The sequence below is a fragment of the Haloarcula rara genome (genome assembly GCF_029338235.1).
GTDB classification, from domain to species: domain Archaea; phylum Halobacteriota; class Halobacteria; order Halobacteriales; family Haloarculaceae; genus Haloarcula; species Haloarcula rara.
Genome location: NZ_CP119785.1, coordinates 996,147 through 1,016,842, shown reverse-complemented (window position 1 = coordinate 1,016,842; position 20,696 = coordinate 996,147). Strand labels below are relative to the sequence as shown.

At 68.4% G+C, this 20,696-nt stretch carries 18 protein-coding genes and 1 pseudogene; 12 read left to right on the top strand and 7 right to left on the bottom strand.

The genetic code is table 11. The annotated features are described in order from the left end of the window. Window positions 1-129: 129 nt before the first annotated feature. Window positions 130-1,302 carry a carboxylate--amine ligase gene (locus P1K32_RS05305; protein WP_276251661.1) on the bottom strand — a complete coding sequence of 391 codons (1,173 nt, stop codon included), beginning with the start codon at window positions 1,300-1,302 and terminating at the stop codon, window positions 130-132. Between the two features lie 896 nt (window positions 1,303-2,198). On the opposite strand from P1K32_RS05305, the pseudogene P1K32_RS05300 reads away from it, so the two are divergent. The 6 genes and pseudogenes from P1K32_RS05300 to P1K32_RS05270 all read left to right on the top strand — a co-directional run bounded on the left by P1K32_RS05300 (window position 2,199) and on the right by P1K32_RS05270 (window position 7,846). Continuing rightward, a pseudogene (locus P1K32_RS05300) lies at window positions 2,199-2,824 on the top strand (HAD family hydrolase). Beyond that, the gene (cobS, locus tag P1K32_RS17770) at window positions 2,821-4,521 is read left to right on the top strand and encodes an adenosylcobinamide-GDP ribazoletransferase (RefSeq protein ID WP_419181061.1); all 1,701 of its coding nucleotides are present in this window, start codon (window positions 2,821-2,823) and stop codon (window positions 4,519-4,521) included. Before P1K32_RS05300 ends, cobS begins: the two are co-directional and overlap by 4 nt. After that, a complete protein-coding gene (locus P1K32_RS05285; protein ID WP_276251660.1) occupies window positions 4,521-5,060 on the top strand; it encodes an NTP transferase domain-containing protein in 540 nt (179 codons plus the stop codon). Before cobS ends, P1K32_RS05285 begins: the two co-directional genes overlap by 1 nt. A 375-nt stretch (window positions 5,061-5,435) precedes the next feature. Next, complete coding sequence (gene cobD / locus P1K32_RS05280) at window positions 5,436-6,482, top strand: threonine-phosphate decarboxylase CobD (protein WP_276251659.1); 1,047 nt, start codon at window positions 5,436-5,438, stop codon at window positions 6,480-6,482. Next, a complete protein-coding gene (locus tag P1K32_RS05275) occupies window positions 6,475-7,185 on the top strand; it encodes an adenosylcobinamide amidohydrolase (RefSeq protein ID WP_276251658.1) in 711 nt (236 codons plus the stop codon). The genes cobD and P1K32_RS05275 overlap by 8 nt, the downstream gene beginning before the upstream one ends. Before the next feature lie 10 nt (window positions 7,186-7,195). After that, window positions 7,196-7,846 carry a cob(I)yrinic acid a,c-diamide adenosyltransferase gene (locus P1K32_RS05270; RefSeq protein ID WP_276251657.1) on the top strand — a complete coding sequence of 217 codons (651 nt, stop codon included), beginning with the start codon at window positions 7,196-7,198 and terminating at the stop codon, window positions 7,844-7,846. Window positions 7,847-7,849: 3 nt separating this feature from the next. Here P1K32_RS05270 and P1K32_RS05265 read toward each other — a convergent pair whose 3' ends face one another. Both P1K32_RS05265 and P1K32_RS05260 read right to left on the bottom strand, forming a co-directional pair. Then, on the bottom strand, window positions 7,850-8,500 hold the full coding sequence (locus P1K32_RS05265) for a SatD family protein (protein ID WP_276251656.1): 651 nt from the start codon (window positions 8,498-8,500) through the stop codon (window positions 7,850-7,852). Window positions 8,501-8,622: 122 nt separating this feature from the next. Continuing rightward, window positions 8,623-8,892, bottom strand: coding sequence for a DUF8152 family protein (locus P1K32_RS05260; RefSeq protein WP_276251655.1), 270 nt, complete (start codon window positions 8,890-8,892; stop codon window positions 8,623-8,625). A gap of 76 nt (window positions 8,893-8,968) precedes the next feature. Between P1K32_RS05260 and P1K32_RS05255 the strand changes: the two genes are divergently transcribed. The 6 genes from P1K32_RS05255 to P1K32_RS05230 are packed head-to-tail and all read left to right on the top strand — an operon-like array spanning window position 8,969 to window position 15,710. Continuing rightward, window positions 8,969-10,444 carry a cobyric acid synthase gene (locus P1K32_RS05255; protein WP_276251654.1) on the top strand — a complete coding sequence of 492 codons (1,476 nt, stop codon included), beginning with the start codon at window positions 8,969-8,971 and terminating at the stop codon, window positions 10,442-10,444. 58 nt (window positions 10,445-10,502) lie between these two features. Then, complete coding sequence (locus tag P1K32_RS05250) at window positions 10,503-11,267, top strand: nucleotide-binding protein (RefSeq protein ID WP_276251653.1); 765 nt, start codon at window positions 10,503-10,505, stop codon at window positions 11,265-11,267. Next, window positions 11,264-11,809, top strand: a complete 546-nt coding sequence (locus tag P1K32_RS05245; RefSeq protein ID WP_276251652.1) for a DUF8054 family protein — start codon at window positions 11,264-11,266, stop codon at window positions 11,807-11,809. The genes P1K32_RS05250 and P1K32_RS05245 overlap by 4 nt, the downstream gene beginning before the upstream one ends. A 33-nt stretch (window positions 11,810-11,842) precedes the next feature. Further along, on the top strand, window positions 11,843-13,021 hold the full coding sequence (locus tag P1K32_RS05240) for a hypothetical protein (RefSeq protein WP_276251651.1): 1,179 nt from the start codon (window positions 11,843-11,845) through the stop codon (window positions 13,019-13,021). Between the two features lie 53 nt (window positions 13,022-13,074). Then, the gene (locus P1K32_RS05235) at window positions 13,075-14,856 is read left to right on the top strand and encodes an ABC transporter substrate-binding protein (protein WP_276251650.1); all 1,782 of its coding nucleotides are present in this window, start codon (window positions 13,075-13,077) and stop codon (window positions 14,854-14,856) included. Window positions 14,857-14,858: 2 nt separating this feature from the next. After that, window positions 14,859-15,710, top strand: coding sequence for a phosphatase PAP2 family protein (locus P1K32_RS05230; protein ID WP_276251649.1), 852 nt, complete (start codon window positions 14,859-14,861; stop codon window positions 15,708-15,710). A 47-nt stretch (window positions 15,711-15,757) separates the two neighbouring features. Here P1K32_RS05230 and P1K32_RS05225 read toward each other — a convergent pair whose 3' ends face one another. The 4 genes from P1K32_RS05225 to P1K32_RS05210 all read right to left on the bottom strand — a co-directional run bounded on the left by P1K32_RS05225 (window position 15,758) and on the right by P1K32_RS05210 (window position 20,686). Continuing rightward, complete coding sequence (locus tag P1K32_RS05225; RefSeq protein ID WP_276251648.1) at window positions 15,758-17,410, bottom strand: hypothetical protein; 1,653 nt, start codon at window positions 17,408-17,410, stop codon at window positions 15,758-15,760. Continuing rightward, the gene (locus tag P1K32_RS05220) at window positions 17,407-18,807 is read right to left on the bottom strand and encodes an arylsulfotransferase family protein (protein WP_276251647.1); all 1,401 of its coding nucleotides are present in this window, start codon (window positions 18,805-18,807) and stop codon (window positions 17,407-17,409) included. The genes P1K32_RS05225 and P1K32_RS05220 overlap by 4 nt, the downstream gene beginning before the upstream one ends. Before the next feature lie 49 nt (window positions 18,808-18,856). Beyond that, complete coding sequence (locus P1K32_RS05215) at window positions 18,857-19,090, bottom strand: helix-turn-helix domain-containing protein (RefSeq protein WP_220586463.1); 234 nt, start codon at window positions 19,088-19,090, stop codon at window positions 18,857-18,859. A 171-nt stretch (window positions 19,091-19,261) separates the two neighbouring features. Further along, entirely contained in the window at window positions 19,262-20,686 is a 1,425-nt protein-coding gene (locus P1K32_RS05210; protein ID WP_276251646.1) for a carotenoid oxygenase family protein, read from the bottom strand. Between the last annotated feature and the right edge of the window lie 10 nt (window positions 20,687-20,696).

Below are 20,696 nucleotides of genomic sequence, written 5' to 3'. Positions count from 1 at the left end.
TTTGAACACGAGAGCCGCAGCCCGCGAAGGGAGCGAAGCGACCGAGCAGGAACGTCTCTCACCTGTTCAAATCGGAGAGGGCGGACTCGTTTTGTTACTGATCGTCTTCTTTTGTTCAGCTCGGGGCAGTCAGTTCGAGACCTTGTTCAGGACGCCCCGGAGAAACGGTCGCGGGTCGTCCATCGCGAGGTAGTCGAAGTTCGGGTCGCCCAGACAGGACGCGACGATTTCCGTGGCACGCTTCGCGACCGACGGTTTCGCCACGAGCGGGGAGTCTTCCCGGATGATGCTCAGCAGGTGGCCCAGCTCGCCGTGTAGCAGATGCGTGCCCACACCGACGTCGTAGTCACAGCTGATGGCATCGCGTCGGTCGGTCGCCGCGAGCCAGTAATAGCCCGGAAAGTCGGCGCCGGCCCTGACCGCCGACGGGAGCGATTGCCACATTCGGGGGTTAATTTCCGTCAGGACGAACTCGCCTGTCTCCTCGTGGCGCATGTACTCGATACAGGCCAGCCCGTGCCAGTCGAGCTCGCCGAGCAGGTCGCGTGCGACCGCTTCCAGTTCAGGGATGGCCACGGATTTCCGGTAGACACCGCCGCCGCCGGTGTAGCTGTCGCCACGGACCTGTCGGTGCTGAAAGAGCGCCAGTGGGTCGCCGTGGGCGTACAGCGCGCCGACCAGATACTCCGCGTCTGACGGGATATACTCCTGAACGATTGGCTCGTGTCCCATCGCCTCCCGCAGTGCCCGCCGGTCGGGCTGCTCACCAGCGGCGAGATGGGTCAGCGATTTTTCGACCGCTATCTCCGAGGCGTCCATCCCCGGCAGGACACCCTCCGCAAGCACGTTGTATCGTGACTTGACGAGTTGCTGGGGCGTCCAGTCGTCGACGGCGTCGAGTCTCGTCGTCCGGGGGGCCGGGACGCCGGCAGTCGCCGCGACCTCGATGAGACGCTGTCTATCGATGACGGCCTGGAGCTGTTCGAACGTCGGGACGACGACGTTTGTCACCGACTCGAACTGCTCGCGGTACCGCGAGAGGACGTAGCTGTCTTCCGGTCGTATCGGAATCACCGTCTCGACTGTCGGTCGGCGGGCAACCGCGAGCAGGTCGTCGCGGTACGCCAGCAGGTCTTCGCGGGGGTCCGCGACGCGGACCGACGCCGAGCAGTAGCGTGACCTCGCCGCCGGGACCTTCGGTTTCTCCGATGCGATTATCGAACCGACACCGTGGCCGGATAGCGATCGGAGACAGACGTAGCTCTGTGCCTCGTGTCCCGTCGGAATGAGTGCCTCGGCCATGCCGTTCGGTCGTATGTTGGACTCGCCAAACACCGATATTAGTATGTGTCCCGTTCGCTGACACAGGCGACGTCCGGAACCGTCGATGAGTGATCGGCGTGCCGTACTTCCAGCCTAACTGGTGGGTGTCTGACATAGTAATCGTTCTGTCACAGACCCAGTCTTCCGGTCACCGGTCAGTGGCTCTCGCGCCGCCACTGGCGGGTCCTCCGGTCGACACAACCGGCCGACCGCCCGTATCGTACTCTTCGAACAAACCGCAAGACGGCGTCGGATAAAATAACGTGAACTATCAGCGCTCTTTTTGGTAGTATGGACCGATTACTCGATGTGGTCGTCGATGGGAGTCTTTGACAAAGCACGCAGCGTTTCCCACCTCGGGGAGCCCACGGGACGCCCGTACATCTGTCTAGCATGCGATGCGTCGTTCGACCTCCAGCACCACTCCTGTCCAGACTGTGGCGGGTACGATATCCGCCGCGCGAAATGGGTCGAGTAACCGTCGGCGTCCACACTGGCACGTCCGCTTCGCTATCGGGCCTTCGCCCATTTTTGTACACACCCACACACCGGGTGGCCAGCGCTGTCGGCAGTGCTGACGGGTGTGACGACCACGCAGTACCGGAATATATCGGTATACAAATGATTATTGCTGCGTGTTCGATGAGATTCCGAAGGGGAGACCTGTCGAATAAATGTAGGGTCTCATACCATCTCAGTCTGCCAATTAATATATCAAATCTAACTGTAAACGCCACCTCAAATATAAGAGTTCTAATAGAAATAGCTGATATTACTATCAGAATTAGTACTGGTGAAAGACGTCCGTATGACGGCGACGGCCACGGGCCGTGCTGACCACACAGTTCAAGTGCGATTGCAGTAACCACACGGACGTGGTAGTTTCGTTCGACCTGTTCGGGACCCTCGTCGCGACCGACCGGCCCGACCAGCCCTGGGACGCCGTCGCCGACAGCCTCGCCGAGCGCGGTGTCTCCGTGCCCGACGACTGGGAGGCCGCCTATCGGTCCGCCCATCGCGAGTACGACCGCGGCCGGGAGGCGCCCTCGACGAACACGTTCGACTCGCCCTGGCCAGCCGCGGCGTCGAGGTCACGGCGGCGACCGCTCGCGAGGCCGTCCTGGCTGCCTTCGACGGGCCAGTGTCCCGACGCGAGGGCGCTCGCGACGCGCTCGCTGCGGCGGCCGACAGCGGTCAGGTCGCCATTTGCTCGAACTGCAGCGTTCCCGGGCTGGTCGAACGAACGCTCGACCGCACCGACCTCGCCGGCGACGTGCTCGATGTCGTCGTGACCAGCGTAGACGTGGGCTGGCGCAAGCCCCACCCCCGCATCTTCGAGGCGACTGTCGACGCGCTCGATGTCCCGCTCCCCGCGCTGGTCCACGTCGGCGACGACGCTCGCACCGACGGCGGCGCGGAGCGGGCCGGCGCACGGTCGGTCCTGCTGGCCGACACGCCGCTTTCGACCGTCGCGACGCGGCTCCGGGAGGGTCGGCTGTGATGCCGGTCGTCGCGATGCTCGTCGCGGGTGGGCTTGAGGCGCTCGTCGGCGAACCGCCGACGCGGTACCACCCTGTCGCCTGGTTCGGTCGGCTGGTCGCGCCGCTGGACCGCGAGTGGCGACACCCGCTGGTCGTGGGTGGTGTCGGCGCGCTCGCGCTCCCGCTCGCGGCCGCTGTCCCGGTCGCGACGATTGTCGCTGTCGTCGGGACCCGGTCAGAACTGGCCGCGGTCGCCATCGCGGGGCTGGTCCTGTTCCTCTCGACGAGCCTCCGGCGGTTGCTCACCGCGGCCGGGTCGGTCATCGGCGACTCTGACACCGATATCGAGGCGGCTCGCGGCGGGCTACTCGCGCTCGCCGGACGGGACGCGAGCGCGCTCTCGCCGGGACAGCTCCGCAGCGCGGCCGTCGAAAGCGCCGCCGAGAACCTGGCCGACGGACTGGTCGCGCCGCTGTCGGCGTTCGTCCTCGCCGCGGTGGTCGCCGCGCTCGCTGGCGTGGCCCCGCTCCCGGTCGCCGCGGCGGCGGCGGTGTGGGTCAAGGCCGTCAACACGCTGGACTCGATGCTGGGCTATCGCACGAAGCGGGTCGGCACCCCCGCCGCCGTGCTCGACGACGCGGTGATGTGGCTCCCGGCCCGCCTGAGCGCGCTCGCACTCGCGGTCGCGTTCGCGGACCTGCGCTCGCTCGTGCGCACGCGACAGTGGCTCGACGGCGTCCCCTCGCCGAACTCCGGCTGGCCGATGGGCGTCGCCGCCGCCGGGCTGGACGTGCGCCTGGAGAAGCCGGGCGTGTACGTCCTCAACCCCGAGGCCAGCCTGCCGGACGTGGCGGCGTCGCGCCGCGGCGTCCGCGCGGTCGGGCTCGCCGGCGTCTGCAGCTACGCGCTCGCGGGGCTGGCACTTGCCGCGCTCGGGGGTGCCAGCGTGGTTCTGAGTGCACTGCGTGGCGCGCTGGGCTTTCTCTCCCGGCTCCCCGTCGGCCACGACGAGGGCGCGTGGGTGGCCTTCACCGCGACGCCGGCGGCGTTCCCGCTCGCGGGCTACGTCGTCGGCGGGCTGGTGGCACTCCCGTTCCTGGCCGTCGGCCGGCTTCCCGGCCCGGTCGTCGCCGCGGCGGCGCTCGCGGCCCTGGTCGCGGTCACCGGCGTCAACCATGCCGACGGCTTGGCCGACCTCGGCGACGCGGCGGCGGTCCACGGCACCCCAGAAGAGCGCCGCGAGGTGATGCGCGACACGACGGTCGGCGTCGGCGCGGTGCTCGCGCTGGGAACTGCCCTCGTCGGGCTCGCGCTCGGCCTGCTGGCGGTGACGACCCTGCCGGTCCGCGTCGCCGTCGCCGCCGTCGTCGCCAGCGAGGTCGGTGCGAAAGCCGCCATGGCGACGCTCGCCTGCCTGGGTACCCCGAGTCACGAGGGGTTCGGTGCGACGATGCTCGACGGCAACGGCCCGGTCGACTTGCTGGTCGCGCTCGCGGCTGCCGTGCCGATAGCCGCCGTCGCCCCGGCGGCCACCGCCGTCGCTCTCGCCGCCGCTCTTGTCGTGACACTGCTGGTCCGCCGGTGGGCAAAGCGTTCACTGGGTGGCGTCGGCGGTGACGTCTTCGGTGCCACGAACGAACTCGCCCGCGTCGTCGCGCTGCATAGCGCGGTCGCCGCCTGGCACCTCCTGGGGGGGTCCGCGTGGACGCTCTGGTGATGTGTGGCGGCCGCGGCACTCGGCTCGATACCCCCGTCGAGAAGCCCCTGTTTCGGGTCGGCGACGCGCCGATGGTCGGCCGCGTGTTCGGGGCGCTCTCCGAGAGCGCCGTCGACACTGCCTACGCGGTCACGTCGCCCGCGACGCCCGAGACACGGGCGCATCTCGACGTTCCCTGTATCGAGACGCCCGGCGACGGATACGTCGCGGACCTCGACGCGGCGCTTGCCGACGACCGCGTCTCGGCGCCCGTACTCACCGTCGCCGCCGACCTCCCGCTGCTCGACGGCGCGATTCTCGACCGCGTGCTCGACGCCCACGAGGGCGGGTCGCTGTCGGTACTCGTCCCCGCCGCCCGCAAGCGCGAGCTGGGTGTCAGCGACGACACCACCTTCGAGCGTGAGGGCCGCGAGGTCGCGCCGACCGGTGTCAACGTCGTCGGCGACGATGGTGACGATGCATGGATGACCGAGGACGCGCGGGTCGCGGTCAACGTGAACACGCTCGCCGACGCCCGGATTGCTGAGGCATTGCTGTAGCTGAATTATCTTGCAACGCTGCTGATTTCGAAGGCCAGAATGCCCCGCCCGTAGCTGGTTGGCCAGCCGGCGCGGGTGGGACTGAAAGGGGCGGCATGCTACACGACGGTGGACGACGTAAGGCGCGAGGCGCTACGCGCCTCGGCACGTGCGAACGGGCCTACGGCCCGTGAGCAGACACCGCAGCCGAAGGCGAGGAGCGTGGTTCGAGAGAGCTTTGCTCTCTCGTCATCACGAAAGACGGCGCAGCCATCTTTCGAACGACAGCGAGTCCCCCGAGTGTAGCATGCCGGGGCTTTCTGGCTGTTCGTATTCGATTTTCAGCTAGAGGCGTCGCACGAAAGTTTCTCCCCACTGCTCACCGTCGTCGTTCCCATGGACCCCGACAGCGTCGCGGCGCTGCGCGCCGCCGGCGAGAGCGAGTCACACATCGGGACCGACGGGCGTGTCCCACACGGGAGCAGCGACGACCCCGACGTGCTCGATTTCAGCGCGAACACGAACCCGCGGGTCCCACCGGGCACGCGCGAGGTGTTCGAAGCGGCGTTCGACACCGCACGCTCCTACCCCAACGACGGTTACCCCGATTTTCGCGCGGCGGCGGCCGAGTTCGTCGGCTGTGACCCGGCTCAGGTCGTTCCCACTGCGGGCGGGCTGGAAGCCATCCGACTGTCGATTCAGACCACCGTCCGTTCGGGCGAGTCGGTCCTCATCCCGGCCCCGAGCTTCGGCGAGTACGCCCGCGAGGTGCGCCTGCAGGGCGGCGAGCCCACCTTCGTCGGCCACGACGAGATTCTCGACGCGGACCCGGCCGACCACGCCATGGCCGTCGTCTGTACCCCCAACAACCCCACCGGGGAGTGCTACGACGCCGACGCGCTCCGGGCCTTCGCCGACCGCTGTCGCGAGGTCGGGACGACCCTGCTCGTCGACGAGGCCTTCCTGGGTTTCACCGACGAGCCCTCGCTCGCGGGTCGTGCGGGCGTCGTCGTCGCGCGCTCGCTCACCAAGCTGTTCGGGTTACCTGGGGTCCGCATGGGCTACGCCGTAGCCACTCACGACGCGCTCGACCGGCTCGCGACCGCCCGGCGGGCCTGGTCGATGAGCGCGGCAGCTGCGGCTCTCGGCACGCACTGCTACGGGGCCGACGCGTTCGTCGCCGAGACCCGCGAACGGGTCGCCCAGGAACGCGAGCGTATGCGCGACCGGCTCGCAACGCGGTTCGACGTGTTCCCGTCGGACGCCCCCTTCCTCTGCTTCGACACTGGCGACACCGGGGTCGAGGACCTGCTCGCGACCGCCCGCGAGGCGGGTATCGCGCTGCGGGACGCCCGCACCTTCCGGCGGCTCGACAGCCACGTCCGCGTGGCCGTCCGGCGCCCGGAGGAAAACGACCGGCTGCTGGAGGTACTGGATGTTTGAGACGACCCGCCGGGACGGCATCGCGCAGGTCCGCCACGAGGGGGCGCGCTGGCTCTCGACGGCGTGGGACGGGGGCTACTGCGAGTCGGACACTGTCTACAACGTCTCCGTCCCGATCGGGTTCGCCCGCACCGACCTCGACGCCTATCGCGAGGCGCGCCTCGCCGAGGCTGGCTTCCCGGTCGGGCCGACGCTGTTGACGGGGGTCGAGATGTGCCACGCCCGCGTCGCCACGAGCGGCCCGGTGACGGTGCTGGCGACGGCGGGGCTCTCGAACCCGGCGGTGTTGCCGGTTGACCGCGACGGTGCGACTGCTGACGGTAGCGATGTGCGCGATAGCGACGACAGCGAGCCCTGGCGTCCTGGCACGGTCAACCTCGTCGTGGGCGTCGCCCGCTCGCTCGCCGACGGCGCGCTGGCGACCCTGCTGGGGACCGCCGTCGAAGCGAAGGCGGCGACGCTGCTCGCGGTCGCCGAGATGCCGGGGACCACCTCGGACGCCGTGCTGGTCGGTACCGACCCGAGCGCCGCCCCGGCCGAGTTCGCGGGTAGCGCGACCGAGGTGGGGGCGGCAACGAGGGCTTGCGTGCGCGACGCTGTGCTGGCGAGTCTGGATGCCCGCTACGACGACGGGCCGCCCGCGCCGGCGACCGCAGAGCACGGCGTCGTCACCGACCGCCAGAGCGATGTTCGTGCCCCCTAACCACCCTCCTATGAGCGACAACACTGCCGGTCCGACGGCCGAACCCATCGAGCCCAGCGCGCCCGAGGAGTTCGGTCTGGTTCAGGTCTGGTGGGGCGACGGCAAAGGCAAGACGACGGCGGCTCTGGGGATGGCGACCCGCGCGGTCGGCCACGGCTACCGCGTCCACCTGCTCCAGTTCATGAAAGGCGGCACCGGGACCGTAGAAGACGTCCGCGGCGAGTACAACGCCATCGCGGCGCTGCCGGGTTTTTCCTACGAGAACGCGGGCCACTACGGCTGGCACGGCTTTCTGGACGGGAGTAGCGACGATGAACACGCGGCCCGCGCGAAGGGCGCACTCGAACGCGCTCACGAGATACTGGCCGCCAGCGGCAACGTGGACCTTTCCCAGCCGCTCGACGCCGACGGGCCGCCCGAGGACGGCGTAAACATGCTCGTCATCGACGAGATACTGTACGCTGCCAACCGGGACCTCATCGACCCCGCGGACGTGGTCGAGCTCGTCGAGGCGAAACCAGACGACGTCGAACTCGTCCTCACCGGCGGCCACGAACCGCCGGAGTACGTCTTCGACCACGCCGACCTCGTGACGGAAGTCGGCAAGGTGAAACATCCCCTCGACGCGGGACACCCGGCGCGGAAGGGGGCGGAGTTCTGACAGCTACGGCGTCCAGCCCCACACTGCCGACAGCGCGGTCTCGAGGTTCGACTCCACGGCCAGTATCTGCTTCGCGTTCGCCCGGGCGAGCGTCTGGGACACCGTCTGGACCGACACGTCCCGCTGGTCTGCTATCGCCTGCATGCGCTCCTCGCGCCGGTACGCCCGCACCAGCTCGGCCTGATGGGCCGTCCACGCTCGTTTCAACGTCTGGAGCAACTGTATCTGGTCTGCGAGCACCGTCCGAATCCACGGCTCGACGTTGGGGTCCGCGAACGCGACCGCCCGCCCGTCGCTGGCAAGCGTCGTCAGGAGCCTGTCGACCGTCTGGAACGCCGGGCCGTCCATCCGCGAGACCGCCTCGGTCGCCAGCCCTACGTCTATCCCCCCGTGGACGACCGCAAAGCGCATCTCGACCGGGAGGACCGTTTCAGTGATTTCCCGTAGTGCCCGATAGGACCGCTCGGGATTGGTGAGGGCGCCGCCTATCTCTTCGACCCCTCGCAACACCGAAAACGGCGCGACGAGCTGCTCACGCAGCGCCTCGTTCGCCCGCTCGATACCCGCTTCGAGCGACGCTCGCAACGCTTCTCTGTCGTTGACCGACCGCGGTTCCAGCACCTCGCCGACGACGACGCACCGGCGCCCGTTCATATCTTCTGTATAAATCCATTACGATTTATAATCAGTGGTTAAACCTATAACGGTTTAACAGCTAACTCGCTCGAATTGAGCCGTCAGAACGTCGATAGCGACGGCTCGTGGCTGTCTGCCGGTCAGCTGTCTGTGAGTAGCTCGTCGAGAATCGCCTCGGCGGCCGCCACGTGACCGTCGGCGGTTTCGTCGCCCGTCTCCTCGACGTTCTCCAGTAGATGCTCGACGTTCCCCAGTCGCTCCCGTCGGACCGACGCGTCCATCTCGCCGTGGGCGATATCGTCGGCGATGGCCTCGGCCTCGCCGAGCCATCGACTCGCGGTGCGTTCGACCGGGCGCTCGGCGGTCGCCGCCAGGTGGTCGTGCAGGTCCCGCAGACGCTCGTCGTTCATACGCCAGCCAGACGGCCCGTCGAGAAAAGTCCCCCTGTCGAATCACTCATGTCGCCGGCGCCCTCAGCCCCGATAGATGGCCGAGACGATACTGGTGGCCGGCACGGCCTCACACGTTGGCAAGAGCACGGTAGCGGCGGGGCTGTGCCGACTGCTCGCCGACCGCGGCGTCTCGGTCGCGCCGTTTAAGGCCCAGAACATGAGCAACAACGCCCGCGCGACTCCCGGCGGCGAAATCGGCGTCTCGCAGTACGTCCAGGCCCGCGCGGCGAGGGTCTCGCCGTCGACCGACCACAACCCCGTCCTGCTCAAGCCACGCGGCGACGGCGAGTCCCAGCTGGTCGTCGACGGCGAGGCCGTGGGTAACTACGCGGCCGGGAGCTACTACGAGGAACACTGGGCGGACGCGCTGGGGGCCGCCGAAGCCGCCCACGGCAGACTCGCGGCCGACCACGATGTCGTCGTCGCCGAGGGCGCGGGCTCCATCGCCGAGATCAACCTCCACCACCGCGACCTCGCGAACGTCGAGACGGCCCGCTTTGCCGACGCCGACGTCCTGCTCGTGGCGGACATCGAGCGCGGCGGCGTCTTCGCGTCGCTCGTGGGGACTATCGAACTCGTCCCCGAGGACGTCCGCGAGCGAATCGTCGGCGTCGTCATCACGAAGTTCCGGGGCGACGAGTCGCTGCTTGCTCCCGGGCTGGAGGCGTTCGAGGAGCGCACCGGAGTTCCGGTGCTGGGCGTCCTCCCGTACGACGACCCCGGCCTCCCCGAGGAGGACAGCGTCGCGTTGCCGCCGGTCGGCCAGCGGGCTGTTCGGGGTGATGACGACGGTGTGTCCGACGAGCACAGTGTCACCGTCGCGGTCCCGCGGCTCCCGCGTATCTCGAATTTCACCGACCTCCAGCCGCTGGCTGCCGAACCCGGCGTCCGTGTCGCCTACGTCCCGCTGTCTGCCTCCCTGGCCGGCGCCGACGCCGTGGTGCTCCCGGGGAGCAAGAACACCGTCGACGACCTGCTGGCGCTGCGCGAGGCCGGCTTCGACGACCGACTTCGGGCGTTCGATGGGCCGGTCGTCGGACTCTGTGGCGGCTATCAGATGCTCGGCGAGGAGATAACGAACGCATCTCTCGAAGGTACTGGAACTGCAGCGCGTGTCGACGGGGTCGGCTTGCTCCCGGTTCGAACGCGGTTCTCGGCGGCGAAGACCGTCGAACACGTCGAGCGGCACGTCGACGGTGTCGGGCCGCTTTCGGGTGCTAGCGGCACCGTCTCGGGATACGAGATACACATGGGCGAGTCGGAACCGACCGGGGACGTTGCGAGGCCCTTCGACGGCGCCGGCGCGGCGACCGAGGATGCCTTCGGGACCTACCTCCACGACCTCTTCAACAACCGGACGGTAGTTGATGCCTTCGTGAAAAATATATTCGAGGCGGTCGGTGTCGAGCGTCTACTGACCGACGAGGGTGAACGGGACGACCCCTACGACCGCGCTGGCACACTGGTCGGTGACCACGTCGACCCGGGACCCATGCCTGTCGACTGGTAGCTTTATTTTACGACACCTGCCCGGAACTTTATATGCTATCGGTTGTCCACTACCGATAATGGTCGAAGTGTTCGCCGTCGCCAGCGGGAAAGGTGGAACGGGCAAGACCACTAGTACAGTCGCCCTGGGGATGGCACTCGCCGAGCGCTACGACGTCACCGTGGTCGACGCCGACACGGGGATGGCGAACCTGCTCTTCCACGCCGGCCTCTCCGAGGTGGAGACCACGCTGCACGACGTGCTCGCCGACTCGGCGGCGGTCGCGGACGCGACCTACGACCGGTTCGGAATGACGGTCGTCCCGTGTGGGACGAGTCTCGAGGGCTTTCGCGACGCCGACCCGTCGCGCTTGCGCGAGGTGGTAGCGACGCTGGCCGCTGACACCGACGTCATCCTGCTCGATTCGCCGCCGGCCCTGGACAGCCGGGCCGCCGTGCTCCCGGTCGTGATCGCCGACCGGGCTGTCGTGGTGCTCCAGCCGACCATCCCCGCTATCTCGGACGGCCTGAAAGTCCAGGAGTACGCCACCTCCTACGGCACCGACGTGGCGGGTATCCTCTTCAACAAGGTCCGTGAGGACGGTATCGAGTCGGTCGCCGAGAAGACCGAGCGCTACTTCGATGGGCCGACGCTCGAGGCTGTCCCCGAGAGCGAACGCGCGCGTGAGGCCCGCCGAGCGGGCCGGCCACTGCTGGCTCACGCCCCCGACTGCGAGGCTGCGGCGGCCTACCGCCGGGCGGCTGACTCCCTGTCGGTTCGGGACGGGCCCTCGGACGACGTCGCCGACCGGTTCCGCAGTGCGGTCATCCCGGAGCCACCATGAGGCTCCCCCAGGGCCGACTGCTGAAGTCCCGGGTGGTCTCGGACCCGCGCGAGCCGCTCGCGGAGATGCTGGACCGCAGGGTGACCGGGTACGCGGTGTTCGAGCCACAGGACTCACTGTTGCTCGATGCCGACGGTCGCGGCGTCGTCACGTTCACCGACGGCGTACCGGTGGTCGCCTATCACACCGGCAGCGACCGGGGCGGGCCGCCGGCACTGGCCGACCTCGCCGTCCCCGGGCCCTACCACGTCTCGATCTTCGAACTCGACGCGGCGGACCTCGCCCCCGTCCACGACGTCGAAGAGCTGTGTGTCCCGCCGGGGATGCCCGCCGAACGGCTCGCCGGTGACCCCGCGCTGGCCGACAGCACCCGTCGGGCCGCGCCCGCCGGACGGCCGACCGCCGCGGGGGCCGAGTCGGCTGACGACCACGGCGCGGTCGAGGCCTTCCTCGAAGACGAAGAGAAGATATCGGCCATCCGCGAGCAGGCTCGACAGGAAGCGAAGCAGCGCGCAGCCGAATGGGGATTGAACGACACGTAATTAACGCTGTGCTCTGTAGTAATCGCCACACCAATGGGGCGTTATCTCGCCGTCACGCTCGCCGTGCTTGCACTCGCGCTCGTCCCGGCGCTCTCGGCACCGGTCGCCGGCCACGCGCCGGACCGTGGCCAGCAGGCCGACGGCTCACAGACCATCATTGAGGTCGGTGACTCCGGGGACAGGCTGTGGCCATACACCAGCCGCTCGGAGACGTTCGCGGACCGGACGCTCGTCATCAACGCCATTATCATCGAGGACCCGGAGACGTCCAGAGACATCCTCGGCGAGAACGTCGAGGACGGCTGGGAACGGACGAAACCGACCAGGCAGCCACTGGGCGCACAGATAAACCTCGCCGAGAGCAACTCGGTGTCGAGCTGGCGACACGCCCACGGGTCGGTGCGGTACACCTACGTCGAAACCGGCTCCGGTGACGGGCAGTGGCTCGAACAGCGGTACCAGCTCCACGTCGGGACCTATCTGGGCTCGCGCCACCACGTCCGTGCCTTCGCCCCCTCCGAGGACGCCTCCTGGACCGCGCTGCAGGCCCACTCCGAGTACTGGGACTGGTTCCGACTGCGCCACACCGTCACCGACATCCGCGGGACCGCCGACATGCTGGAGACGGAGTTCCAGGACGGCGACGTCGAGTCGGTCGAACGGCGACACCAGCGAAACGCCAGAGGGCTCGACCGCGGTATCGTCGTCGTGGTGAGCATGCTCCTCCCGGCCCTCGTCGGCATCACCACCCGGAGGGACTGGGCGGGTATCGACGAGGCGCTCTCCAAACCCACAATCCGCGACCAGGCGCTGGTCGTCTTCGGGCTGGCGGCCGGGATTCCGCTGGGCGTTCGGGCCCTCGGTATCGGACTGGAGGACGCTGTCCCGCTCGTCACGCCGAAGCTGTTCGTCCTCGTGTTATACCCGATTCTCGCTATCGGGCTGCCGGTAGCGGTGGCCTGGTACGGGGCCGACCTGCCCAACTGGCTGGCCGCGCCGGCGGCGGGCCTCGGGCTCGCGGTCGGGTTCACGCTGGAGTTCGCCATGCTGGGACTGGTCCCGCCGGACACGATACTCCAGCACCGACTGCTGATGACGGCCGCACTCGGGGCGCTGGCGGCGGGTGGCGGCGACCGTCGCTCGCTGTTTACGCTCGCTGGCAGCGCTGTGTGGATATGGGGGCTCGTGGCCCCGCTGTTCGGATTTATATGACTGCCCGTCCGCAAACACAGGGCTGTTATATCATGAGGTGAACACCTACAGTAATGGCGTCCCGTTCCGGTGGTGATGTGGGGGTCACCCGTCGGTCCGCACTGGCTGGTCTCACTGGGGGACTGGCTGCGACGAGCGGCTGTCTCGGCAAGATCCGCGCGCTCGTCGGTCGGAACCAGCCGACGACTGTCTCGCTTTCTATCAAAACACGTCCCGTTGATCAGGACCCGTACGCGATTGCCATCGCCCGCCAGCTGTCGGAGTGGTTCGAAGCCGCCGGTATCCGGACGAGTATCCAGCCGATCACCGCCGAGGAGCTCTACCGACAGGCCCTCATCAACCACGAATTCGACGTGTTCGTCGGGCAGTTCCCGGGCCCGTTCGCGGACCCGGACGCGTTCTACCCGCTGTTGCACTCGACGTATTCGGTCGAGTCGGGGATGCAGAACCCGTTTGGCTACACGAACCTCCTGCTGGACGACCTGCTGGAGCGACAGCGCCGGGAGACCGGTCGTCAGCGGACCGAGACGGTCACGCGTATCCAGCGACAGCTCGTGCAGGTGTGTCCCTTCCTGGTGCTTGGCTTTCCCAACGTCATCCGGGCCGCGCGCACCGACCGCTTCACCGGGTGGAACGGGGTGTTCGACCCGTCGCCGGTGAACCTGCTGGGACTGAACCGCAACGACGAGTCGGCGACACGGCTCCGTGCGACTACGCCCGACGACCGGCCGACTGCGAACCTCAATCCGCTCATGGCGAGCCACCGCGGGCCGTCGGATATCACCGACCTGCTGTACGACACACTCGCGTACCGCTACCGGGACACGCTCTACCCGTGGGCGGCCACGAACTGGGAGTGGACCGACAAGGAGCCGCTCGAACTCGAGGTGACGCTTCGCGAGGGACTGAGGTGGCACGACGGCCGGCGTCTGACCGCGTCGGACGTGGCTTTCACCTACCGGCTGTTGCAGGACACCTCTCTGGGGTCGCTCTCCGAGTCGGTCCCGACGTTCCGCTTTCGCGGCCGGTCCTCGCTCGTCGAGAGCGCCGAGGCCGTCGACGACACGACAGTACGGTTGCAGTTCGATGACTGTAGCCGACAGACCGCCCGCCGGGTGTTCACTGTGCCGCTGTTGCCAGAGCACGTCTGGGAAGACCGAACGGACAAGGCCACGGTCAGCGGCGTCGACGTCGGCGTCACGACGACTGACGCTCTGGTGACCTCGAACATCGAGCCGGTCGGGAGCGGACCCCTAGAGTTCAGGTCGGTGACAGAGAGCCAGACGCTGGTGCTCGAGCGGTTCGACGACCACTTCCTTTCGACCTCGGAGGAGACCGGACTGCCGAGCGCGCTGTCCGGCGGGCCGCCCTTCGAGGAGTTCGAACTCCAGTTCGTCGGCTCCGACGCCTCCGCAGTGAATCTCGTCGCGAACGACGAGGCCGACGTGACCGCACTCGGCGTGGGTCCCGACCTCACCTCGACTATCGGGCGCGCAGACGACGTCTCGCTCAATCTCGAGCGCAGCGGGGCGTTCTACTTCGTCGGGTTCAACACGCGCCGCTCGCCGCTGACGAATCCGCGTTTCCGGAGCACGCTCGCCCGACTGGTCGACCGAGGCGCGCTGTCTGAGTCGGTGTTCGACGGCTACGTCGACCCCGCAGTGAGTCCGCTTTCGGGCACCGCGTGGCTCCCTTCGGACCTCGCCTGGGAGCCGACGAACCCGGTCACGGACTTCCTCGGGACCGGCGGGACCGTCGACTCGGAGCGCGCTCGCAAGGCGTTCCGGGCGGTCGGCTACCGATACAATGAACAGCAGCGATTGCTTCGGTCATAGCGATGGGGATAGTCGCCGTCTTTCTGGAAGTCGTCGCGGTCCTCGCGCTCATGCTGACCGTGTCGCTCTCCGTCGTCGTCGGCCCGGAGCGGCTCCGGGCGTCACTGACCGAACTCCCGGAGCGGCTCCGGATGGCAGCCAGACCGATAGGGCTGCTCGTGGTCGTGCTGGCGATAAACAGCCGCGTGCGCACCACCGGCGTCGACCTCTCCTGGCTCATCGGGTTCAACATCACGCGGCTGCTGTTCTCCATCGAGGGGACTGTCGTCGCGACCCTCCAGTCTGCAGTCCCGGGCTGGCTCACCCTGTATTTCGGCTACGTGTACGTCTACGGCTACGCCTTCTTGCTCGTGTTCCCGTTACTGGCCGGGCTGGTCGCCGCCGAGCGACGCTACCTGCGCCACACCGCATTTGCCTACATCATCAACTACACCATCGGGATGTGCTGTTACCTCCTCTTTGTCTCCTATGGGCCGCGAAACTACGGTATCGTCGAGCCGCTCCTGTTCGATACGCTCCCGAGATTCCAGCTGCTGACCAGCGAGGTCAACGCCAACACGAACGTCTTCCCGTCCCTGCACACGTCGCTGTCGATGACCGTCGCCTTGCTTGCGATACGGGACCACGAGACGTTCCCGAAGTGGACGCCGGTCGCCGTCTTCCTCGCGGTGAGTATCGTCCTCTCGACGATGATTCTTGGCATCCACTGGGCGACCGACGTCGTCGCGGGGACGGTGCTCGCACTCTTCAGCGTGTGGGTGGTCTCTTCTCCCCGCGTGGCGTCGCTGTACGGTCGCTGTACGTCGCTGTACGGTCGCTGTACGTCGCTGTACGGTCGCTGGCGTGGAGGGTAGTTGTCTGAGTACGGGCTTCCGAAGAATAGCGACCAACCGAGACGAGACTAGGCGCCGAGCCGTCGGAAGACGACCACGCCGTCGTTCTCGAACGCTCGCTCGTAGCGCGGGTGCTCGCCGAACGACGCCGCAAGCGTCCCGTTGGCCCGCTCGTAGTCGCCCCGGACCGTGTAGGCTCCTTGCGGCAGGTAGACGTAGTCGGGGTCGGCGTCGACGGTCGCCATCGCGGCCTCGGCACAGCTCCGGTTCGCACACTCAGAGCCGTTGACGAAGGCGTCGAGGTGTGCCCCGTAGGTGTCCGGCCCGCGCCACTCGGCCCCCCACGGCGAGACGAGGATGGTCCGGTCGGCGTAGACCGGGAACCACTCGGCGGCGTCGCCGAAGACGACGAAGGTCGCGTCCGGCTCGGTCTCGTCGGCGGCCCACGCCATCGCCGCGGTGTCGTCGTCGTCGACGAACTCCGGGGTCGTCCCGTCCGCGCCGGCGAACTCGTAGCCGACCCCGCCCAGACCGACCAGCGAGAGCACGACCAGCGCGGCGACGACTGTTTCGGGTCGGACGACCTCGCTCACGTGTCCCAGGGCTGTCTCCCGGTCGGCCTCGCGACCCCCGTCAGGCCGGTCGGGTGTCTCGGGGGTGGGACGGCCGCGGGCCCGGTCGACGAGCGCGACGACCCTGTCCGTGACTCCCCGCTCGCCGAGTTCGACGACGGCGGCGACCATCGCGATGGCCCCGACCGCGTAGGCGAAGCGGGGCTGGGCAAAGAGGAGCCAGACGGCGGCCGTCCAGCGCCAAGCACCCGGTGGCGCGTCCCCAGCAGGCCGACGGCGGCGACCATCGGCACGACGGCGCCGGTCGGCCCCCACTCGCGGAGCCGGTAGACGACGCCGAACAGACCGCCGTGCGTGCCCGGCGCCGGAAAAGACCGCGACGCCGTGGTGGCTCACGACAGTCGCCAGCCACGGCAGGGCGAGCGCCAGCGCGCCGAAGCCGACGACCGCGCCCCGAACGAATCCGGTCGGCGAGCGGTCGTAACCGACCCAGAAGAGGAGATAGGTGGCCACGGTGAAGATGGTGTAGGTCGGGTGGGTGTGGGCGACCAGCGTGACCGCGGCTAGCCCTGGCAGCACCCACTCTCGGGCCCCGTCCCGGAAGATGCGAAGCGCGGCGTAGCTCCCCCAGAGCGCGAAGACGAACGCCGGCGCGCGGACGAGGCCGCCGGCGCTGATATGCCACTCCAGGACCTGCGGGTTCAGGACGAGCAGCAGTGCCGCGGCGGTCCCGGCCCGGCGGTCGCCTACCACGTCGCGGCCGAGCAGATACGTCGGCACGAGCGCCGCGACGGTGAAAAGCGGCGGGAGATACAGCGACGTCCCAAAGGCCCCGGCGCCGGCGTCCCGCAACACGGCGAGGACGTAGAACATGAGCGGGGGATACGCGAAGGGGACGCCCTCGGGGCCGTAGTGGGGCACTGTCGCGGGGAGCGCGTAGCCGTTCGCCCGGATGGCGTCGGCCGTCTCCACGTACAGCCCGGCCCCGTAGGCCGGGTAGTCGTTCGTCCCGAGGTAGATGGCCACGACGGCCAGCCCGACCAACAGCGGCCAGCCGAGCCACCGGGCGTCGTCGCCGGAGAGCGGCGACGCTGGCAGCCGCCCGCGGACGTCCGCTCGAACCCCGCCGTCTACGTGCGAGCTGGTCATCTGTTACGTATCTGCACCGGCCACCGCAAATGTACTTCGAAGGAGCGCCGGCGCCACTCGAGGACCGCCCAGAGCGCGAGCACGACGAGGAGTCCGACCGCGGCCAGGGACTCGACCGGGCCGACCCACCCCGGCAGCAGGTAGGCGACGCCGTTGACGACCGGCTTCGGCAGGAGCGTCGCCGCGTCGCTCACCGCCGAGCGGTTCTCCGCCGACGGCGTCCTGTCGGGGAGCCCGAGTGCCGCCGCACTCTGCCCGCCCGCGCTCTCGTCGCCGGTGCCCAGCCGTTCGGACTCGTAGGGGAAGCCGATCGTACTCGACCAGACGACGCTGCTGTTCTCGTCTATCTCCAGCACGCGATCGCCGTTGGAGTCGGTTATCAGGGTGTGGCCGTTCGGCAGCCGGTCGGCGTCGCGAACCCACGTCAGGCGCTGGTCGCGCCACTCCCAGGACTGCTCCCAGGAGCCGTTCGCTCGCTGGTACTCGACGACGCGGCCGTTCTCCGAGTCGGCGACGAGGACGGCCGGGCCGCCCCGCGCTTCGGGGATGAAATCGGGGTTGTGCTGCTCGTACAGCGTCTCGTGGTCGCCGTCGCTGCCCAGCGTCCAGTTCTCACGCAGCCCGCTCTCCATATCGACGAAGACGACCTGGTCGTGGTTGCGGACGCTCACCATCACCGTCTCCCGACCCTCGAGTTCGACGTACTCGACGTCGTTGATGTGGGTCCAGTCCTCGGGATAGGGGCCGCCGCTGCTCGTGTTGAAGTCCGTCTGGGCGTCCCAGGACCACGTTATCTGCTCGGAGGTGGTGTTGACGACGAACGCGCGGTCCTGGGCGATGTCGGCCACCAGCAGCCGGTCCTCGCCGATGCGGTCGGCGTCGTGCCACCGCGTCGAGTGTTTCCCGGGCGTGATTCGCGAGTAGATGTGAGTCACGTTGCCGGTGGTCAGGTTCACCCGCTCGATACCGTTGCGCGTACAGACGCTCTCGGAGTTGCAGTCCTCGGGCTCGAGGTGGTCGGCGTAGACGTACTCGACGGTGGCGTTCGTCCCCTCGATGGGGTCGACGTCCCAGTAGCGCGTGTGGCTCTCGTTGCGGTAGTAGAGGCTTCCGTTGGGGGCGAACGCGACCAGCTCCGCGCGCTTTCGCGGGCCGTCACCGTCGTCGGTGACAAACGCCGTCGAGTCGGTCGAGACGACGGTGACGTTGTCCCGGGGTGGGACGACCTGCTCTCCGGTCCCGTTGCTGATGTCCGCGCCAGCCGAGTCGCTCCGGGCCAGCGACGCGTCGCTCTCGGCGGTCGCGTAGCCGCCGACGATGACGGCCACACAGAGCAGAGCCGCCAGCGCGAAGGCGACCCTGAACCGATGCCCCGAGAGCACTGTCACGGGATTCATGGCCGTCGCTGTCCCGGCAGCGATGGGCGTTTCCGTCGTCCGGCCATCGTCAGTCGGTCCGGACCGGAATCCACCACACCCGCGAGCGTCCGCCCACTTTTTTGCTGGTGATGTCCGTCTCCGCTTCGAGGTCGTGGAGCTTGTTCAGCGCCGTCCGCCGCGAACAGCCCAGCCGGTCCGCGATTTCCTTTGCGGTCAGCGGCTCGGCGTAGTCGCCCCGGTCTTTGAACACCTCGATGACGTCCGATTCCGTGTACTGGACTTCGCGCCCGGGCGGTGACATATCCGGACCGACGGGAGCCGGGTACTTAGTTTTCGCCCGGTGTTACCCGGTAGCCTCCAGTTAAATATCCGAGGTAGGCACAGCAAGCGCGCGTTTTTCCCTCGCGGGCAATCGGGCTCGTCGCCGATGCGAGCTGCCTGATCCAACGCTGACAGCCCAGCAGCGACACCGTCATGCCATACTTCGGACTGGGTTGTCGGCGGCGTAGAACTGCCCGTGGAACCCGTAGGGGAGCCGGTGGGGCAGGGGTGCCCGCGCCCGCTCGTCCATCGTCGTCGCGTCAAGCACCAGCAGGACGGAGCCGTCGGTCTCGGTATCCAGCACGACCGAGAGGACGACGCCCTCGGCGTCGGCACCCTCTGGCGCGCGGACGAAGATTGGCTCGCCCGGGAACGTGCTGGACTCGTGCCAGGTCACCGCCTCGCCGTCGGGCACACTGACACGGGCCAGCCGGGTCGGGAGCGCCGACGGGCCGTCGCCCTCGGCGACGTAGCACCGGTCGTAGGACTCGCCGAGCCGCGACGGATAGTCGATGACGGGAAATTCCATGTGGCCCTCGCGAACCGTCTCGCCGGTCGCCCGGCCGCCGTCGAGTGGCAGCCGGTAGCGCTGGAGGTCGCCACGGGGGACCGAGGGATTCTCGCTCCGGAGGTTCGCGAGCGTGAGGTCGGTCACGGCCCGCTGGTCCCCGTAGCCGACGAGGTCGACGACCAGCTCGTCGCCGTCGGGGAAGGCGTTGGCGTGATGATAGACGAAGAGCGGGTCGACGCGGTTGCGGGCCGCAATCTCGCCCGTCTCGCGGTCGACGACGACGAACTCGCCCGGCCGGTCGAACCGCTCGAAGGCGTCGACGAAGGTCCTGCGAGTGATGGCCCCAAGCAACAGCGCGGTCGGGTCGAGCCCGAAGGGCATGGCCGGGAGCACGGCGTAGCGCTCGGTCAGCGCGAAGGAGTGGACGTAGGGGGCGTCGTCGAACGCGACTGTCGCCGTCGGAGTGACAGACTCGCCGTCCCGACGAAAGAGGGTGTAGGTCGTCTCCCGGCCGTAGGCGACGCCCAGGTTGACCAGACATTCCCGCCACGGGTCGTAGTGGGGATGCCCCAGCGTGAGGTCGGCGTCGAGGCCGGCCGTGAGGTCGATGCGCCCCGTCGTCTCGAGGGTCTCGGGGTCGAGCGTCAACGCGACCGGCGACTCCGTGATAGCGGCCAGCTCCCCGTCTATGCGAGCGATACCGATGACCGGGTTGTCGGGGAACACGCCGGTCAGGGCCTGTCGAATCCGTGTCCACACCGGCCGGTCCGGCGCGGTCCCGGGAAACTGCGTGCGGACCCGCCCCCGCTCGCGGGCGTACTCGTAGTCCCGGCTGCGGACGAACCGGTTCGTGTAGGTGACGCCGTCGTCGATAGCGAACCCGCGTACCAGCGCCAGCGGGTCGAACCAGTGCCCGAGCGTCCGGTCACCGACCTCGAACTGCCCCGGGCCGTTGCTCACGTAGCGGCCGGTCAGCCACGCCGGTAGGTCGCCCTCGACGGCGAGCCGTTCGTTCGTGACTTCCTCGCGCTGTGTCTCGAAGCCGTGGCGGTGCGGGACTGTCACACAGTATCTC

Excerpts from the sequence above, each read along its gene's own strand:
- P1K32_RS05305 (WP_276251661.1), bottom strand. The coding sequence starts at position 1,302 with ATGGCCGAGGCACTCATTCCGACGGGACACGAGGCACAGAGCTACGTC.
- P1K32_RS05285 (WP_276251660.1), top strand. The coding sequence starts at position 4,521 with ATGTGTGGCGGCCGCGGCACTCGGCTCGATACCCCCGTCGAGAAGCCC.
- cobD (WP_276251659.1), top strand. The coding sequence starts at position 5,436 with ATGGACCCCGACAGCGTCGCGGCGCTGCGCGCCGCCGGCGAGAGCGAG.
- P1K32_RS05275 (WP_276251658.1), top strand. The coding sequence starts at position 6,475 with ATGTTTGAGACGACCCGCCGGGACGGCATCGCGCAGGTCCGCCACGAG.
- P1K32_RS05270 (WP_276251657.1), top strand. The coding sequence starts at position 7,196 with ATGAGCGACAACACTGCCGGTCCGACGGCCGAACCCATCGAGCCCAGC.
- P1K32_RS05265 (WP_276251656.1), bottom strand. The coding sequence starts at position 8,500 with ATGAACGGGCGCCGGTGCGTCGTCGTCGGCGAGGTGCTGGAACCGCGG.
- P1K32_RS05260 (WP_276251655.1), bottom strand. The coding sequence starts at position 8,892 with ATGAACGACGAGCGTCTGCGGGACCTGCACGACCACCTGGCGGCGACC.
- P1K32_RS05255 (WP_276251654.1), top strand. The coding sequence starts at position 8,969 with ATGGCCGAGACGATACTGGTGGCCGGCACGGCCTCACACGTTGGCAAG.
- P1K32_RS05250 (WP_276251653.1), top strand. The coding sequence starts at position 10,503 with ATGGTCGAAGTGTTCGCCGTCGCCAGCGGGAAAGGTGGAACGGGCAAG.
- P1K32_RS05245 (WP_276251652.1), top strand. The coding sequence starts at position 11,264 with ATGAGGCTCCCCCAGGGCCGACTGCTGAAGTCCCGGGTGGTCTCGGAC.
- P1K32_RS05240 (WP_276251651.1), top strand. The coding sequence starts at position 11,843 with ATGGGGCGTTATCTCGCCGTCACGCTCGCCGTGCTTGCACTCGCGCTC.
- P1K32_RS05235 (WP_276251650.1), top strand. The coding sequence starts at position 13,075 with ATGGCGTCCCGTTCCGGTGGTGATGTGGGGGTCACCCGTCGGTCCGCA.
- P1K32_RS05230 (WP_276251649.1), top strand. The coding sequence starts at position 14,859 with ATGGGGATAGTCGCCGTCTTTCTGGAAGTCGTCGCGGTCCTCGCGCTC.
- P1K32_RS05225 (WP_276251648.1), bottom strand. The coding sequence starts at position 17,410 with ATGACCAGCTCGCACGTAGACGGCGGGGTTCGAGCGGACGTCCGCGGG.
- P1K32_RS05220 (WP_276251647.1), bottom strand. The coding sequence starts at position 18,807 with ATGAATCCCGTGACAGTGCTCTCGGGGCATCGGTTCAGGGTCGCCTTC.
- P1K32_RS05215 (WP_220586463.1), bottom strand. The coding sequence starts at position 19,090 with ATGTCACCGCCCGGGCGCGAAGTCCAGTACACGGAATCGGACGTCATC.